Source organism: Sphingomonas sp. CCH9-F2 (assembly GCF_001556735.1).
Taxonomy (GTDB): Bacteria; Pseudomonadota; Alphaproteobacteria; order Sphingomonadales; family Sphingomonadaceae; genus Sphingomonas; species Sphingomonas ginsenosidimutans.
In genome coordinates, this window is sequence record NZ_LSJO01000540.1 from 1 (window position 1) to 3,332 (window position 3,332).

Annotated in this window: 4 protein-coding genes; all 4 read right to left on the minus strand. The window is 72.4% G+C overall.

Annotated features, from left to right (window positions below; all coding sequences use genetic code 11):
• Positions 1-826, minus strand: an 826-nt coding sequence (locus AX685_RS15155) for a D-alanyl-D-alanine carboxypeptidase (protein WP_197418642.1), incomplete at its 3' end; no start/stop codon positions are given.
• Positions 827-1,711, minus strand: a complete 885-nt coding sequence (locus tag AX685_RS15160) for a LysR family transcriptional regulator (protein WP_066490135.1) — start codon at positions 1,709-1,711, stop codon at positions 827-829.
• A gap of 25 nt (positions 1,712-1,736) precedes the next feature.
• A complete protein-coding gene (locus tag AX685_RS15165; RefSeq protein ID WP_066490137.1) occupies positions 1,737-2,981 on the minus strand; it encodes a dicarboxylate/amino acid:cation symporter in 1,245 nt (414 codons plus the stop codon).
• Between the two features lie 4 nt (positions 2,982-2,985).
• On the minus strand, positions 2,986-3,332 hold a 347-nt coding region (locus AX685_RS15170), incomplete at its 5' end, for an enolase C-terminal domain-like protein (RefSeq protein ID WP_331710179.1).

Consider the following 3,332-nt stretch of genomic DNA (forward strand, 5'->3'; position numbering starts at 1 on the left):
CGTCGGCGGGGGTGATCGCGCGGTGGCGCACCGCGATGCGCCCGGTGACGCGCACCCCGGCGTCGCGCAATTGCCGCGCCAGCAGCCAGGCGGCGCGGTGCGCGGGATCGTCCAGCCCCACGGTGACGGTCTGCGCCGCGCCGCCCGCCGGTATCGTCCCGGTCAGCCGCAACAGGTCGCTGCCCGGCTCGCGCGCGAAGCCCAGATCGGCGGGAGTGCCGGCCGGGGCGGTCAGGATGCGGTTGTCGATGCGGAAATAACCGTCGCCCGCCACCGCCGCGGGCGCCCCCGCCGCGCCCGGCGTGACGGTGAGCGTGACGACATTGTCGTCGATCGTCAGCGCGGAGATGGCGGTGCCGTAGCGCCCGGCCATGTTGTTCCAGCTCATCCCCGCCGGCCAGCGCTCGTCGGGCAGGAAGGTGTCGTCGCCGATCACGTCGCGCACCGTGCGCGTCCGCGCAGCCACCGCGCGCGCCAGTTCGGACAGGCAGTCCGCGGTACAGTCCGCCGCCGCCGACAGCCGGGCGTCGCCATGCCCCGACAGGATCACGTCGCCCCCGTCGAGCCGGACGCTGGCGCCGCCCGCGGCATCGGGCGCGGCGGTATCGAGATTGGCGAAGGCGGCGGCGGTGGTGAACAGCTTGGTATTGGAGGCCGGGACGAAGCGTTCGTCGGCGCGGATCGCCACCACCTCGCGCCCGTCCTCGTCCACCACCAGCAGCCCGATGCGCGTGCCGGCCGGCGCGGTGGCGAGCGCCTGTTCGACGGGTTCGGCGGACGCGGCGGGCGCGGCGAGGAGCAGCAGGATCGCAAGTGGATAGCGCATTCAGCGGCCTTCGATGACGTCGCCCAGCACCGACAGGAATTCGGCGGCGAGCGCACTGGGTGGACGGTCGAGCAAGTGGATGGCGTGGACGTCGAAGGTCAGCGGGGGCTTGAGCGAGCGTACCGCCAGCCCGTCGCCGCGCGTCGCGTCGGCGGTAAAATTGTCGACGATCGTCAACCCGACGCCCGCCCGCACCAGCGCGGCGGCGATGTAGAAGGTGCGCGCCGAGGCGACCTCGTCGAATTCGACCCCGAGCCGCTCCAGCTCGTCGGTGAACAGCCGCCCGATCGGGCCGGAGGCGGCGAGCGTGATGAACGGGTGGCCGGTGATCTGCGCCAGTTCCAGCCGGGCGGGCGCGTCGGGAATATCCTGTTCGCGGTAGAGGACGACCAGTTCGCCCTCGCCCAGCCAGCTCTGGCCGAGGGGGGCGCCGCGCGGCACCTCGTTGGCGATCGCGATATCGGCCTCGCGCTCGTATAGTTTGCGCAACAGGTCGTCGTGGTGGACGGTCTGCAGGTCGAAGCGGACGTCGGGGCGCTGCTTCAGGAAGCGTGCGACCGCCGCGGGGATGACGCCCAGCGCCAGGCTGGGCAGCGCCGAGATGCGCAGCGTCGCGCCCGCGCCGGCGCGCAGGTTGCGTCCCGCCTCGCGCAGCGCGCGCACGCGGTCCTGAATCTCCGCCACGCCGGAAAACAGCGCATGCGCATCCTCGGTGGGGACGAGGCGGCCGTTGGTGCGCTGGAACAGCTCGAACCCCAGGAGGCTCTCGGCATGGCGCAGCGTCTTCGACACCGAGGGTTGCGAGACGTTGAGCGCGCGCGCCGCGGCGCTGACCGAGCCGTTGACGTAGACGGCGTGGAAGATTTCGATATGGCGCAGGTTCATGGCGCGAGGTGTAGCGCCATCGGCGTCACGCCGCCACGCGCCCGCGCAGCCGCGCATCGTCCAGCGCGCCTTCGCCGCGCGCCACCAGCGTCGCCACCGTCAGGTTCGCCGACGCCGACGGGACGGTGCGGGTCATGTCGAGCAGCCGGTCGAACGGCAGGACCAGGCCGACGACCAGCGCGGTCTGTTCGGGCGACACCCCCACCGCGGAGAGCATCGCGGCGAGCATGAACAGCGAGGCGGACGGGACGGGCGCGGTCCCGAACGCGGCGAGCGCGCCGGTCGCCAGCATGATCGCCAGCATCCCAGCATCGGGGACGATGCCGAGCGCCTGGAGCGCGAACTGGCCGAGCAGCCCGACGTACATCGCGGTCCCGTCCTTCCCGATCGACGCGCCCAGCGGCAGGACGGTGGAGGCGATCGGGCGCGCGATGCCGAGGTTGTCCTGCGCCACGCGCAGCGCGACCGGCAGCGTCGCCGACGACGACGCGGTGGAGAAGGCGACCGCCAGCGCATCGACGATCCCGCGGAAGAAGCGCGACACCGGCACGCGCGCAACGAAGGCGAGCAGACCGGCGTGGACGACCAGCATCTGGAACAGCGAGGCGAGGACGACGCCCAGCGCCAGCCAGCCGACATGGACGAACACCGCGGTGCCGCCGGTCGCCACCGCATTGGCGATCAGCGCGGCGACGCCGAACGGCGTCACCTCCATGACGATCCGCACGATATGCAGCAGCACCGCGGCCAGCCCCTGGAGCAAAGCGACGACCGGCCTGCCCGCCTCGCCCGCCATGACGCTGCCGATGCCGAGCAGCACCGCGACGAAGATGATCGCCAGCATGTCGCCCTTCGCCAGCGCCTCGACGATGTTGGCGGGGACGATCGACAGCAATTGGTCGGCGGGGGTCACGGGCGTGCCCAGCACGTGCGGCGCGACCCCGGCCAGCGCGATCCCCTCCCCGGGGCGCAGCAGTAGCCCGGTCGCCATGCCGATCGACACCGCGATCAGCGTGGTCAGCGCGAACAGCCCGACGGTGCGCCCGCCGATCGGCCCCAGCCGGCGCGGATCGCCCAGTCCCGCGATCCCGGCGGCGATGGTGATGAGGACGACCGGCACCACCAGCATCTTGATGAGACGGACGAACAGGTCGCCGACCAGCCTGATCGCGGCCGCGCCCTCCGGCCACAGCGTCCCGATCAGGATGCCGACCAGCAGCCCGCCGACGACGCGCTGCCACAGCGGGATCGCGAACCAGCGGCGCGTCATCGCGTCATGCCGCCGCGCCCCAGAAACCGGCGGCGGGCGGGTGGAGGATGCCGTCGCGATCGGTGACGCCGCCGTCGCGGTCGTGCGACAGCCACAGCGGGCCGTCGAGATCGACGAACGCCGCGCGGCCCGCCAGCAGCAGCGCGGGCGCAATGCCCAGCGACGAACAGACCATGCACCCCACCATCAGCCCGAACCCCCTGTTCACGGCTGCATCGGCCAGCGCCAGCGCCTCGGTCAAGCCGCCGGTCTTGTCGAGCTTCACGTTCACATGCGTGTAGCGGCCGCGCAGCGCGTCGAGATCGGCGCGGGTATGGAGCGATTCGTCGGCGCAGATCGCGATCGGCGAGG

Bases quoted from the DNA above. Each gene is read 5' to 3' on its own strand.
- AX685_RS15160 (WP_066490135.1), bottom strand. From the start codon at position 1,711: ATGAACCTGCGCCATATCGAAATCTTCCACGCCGTCTACGTCAACGGC.
- AX685_RS15165 (WP_066490137.1), bottom strand. From the start codon at position 2,981: ATGACGCGCCGCTGGTTCGCGATCCCGCTGTGGCAGCGCGTCGTCGGC.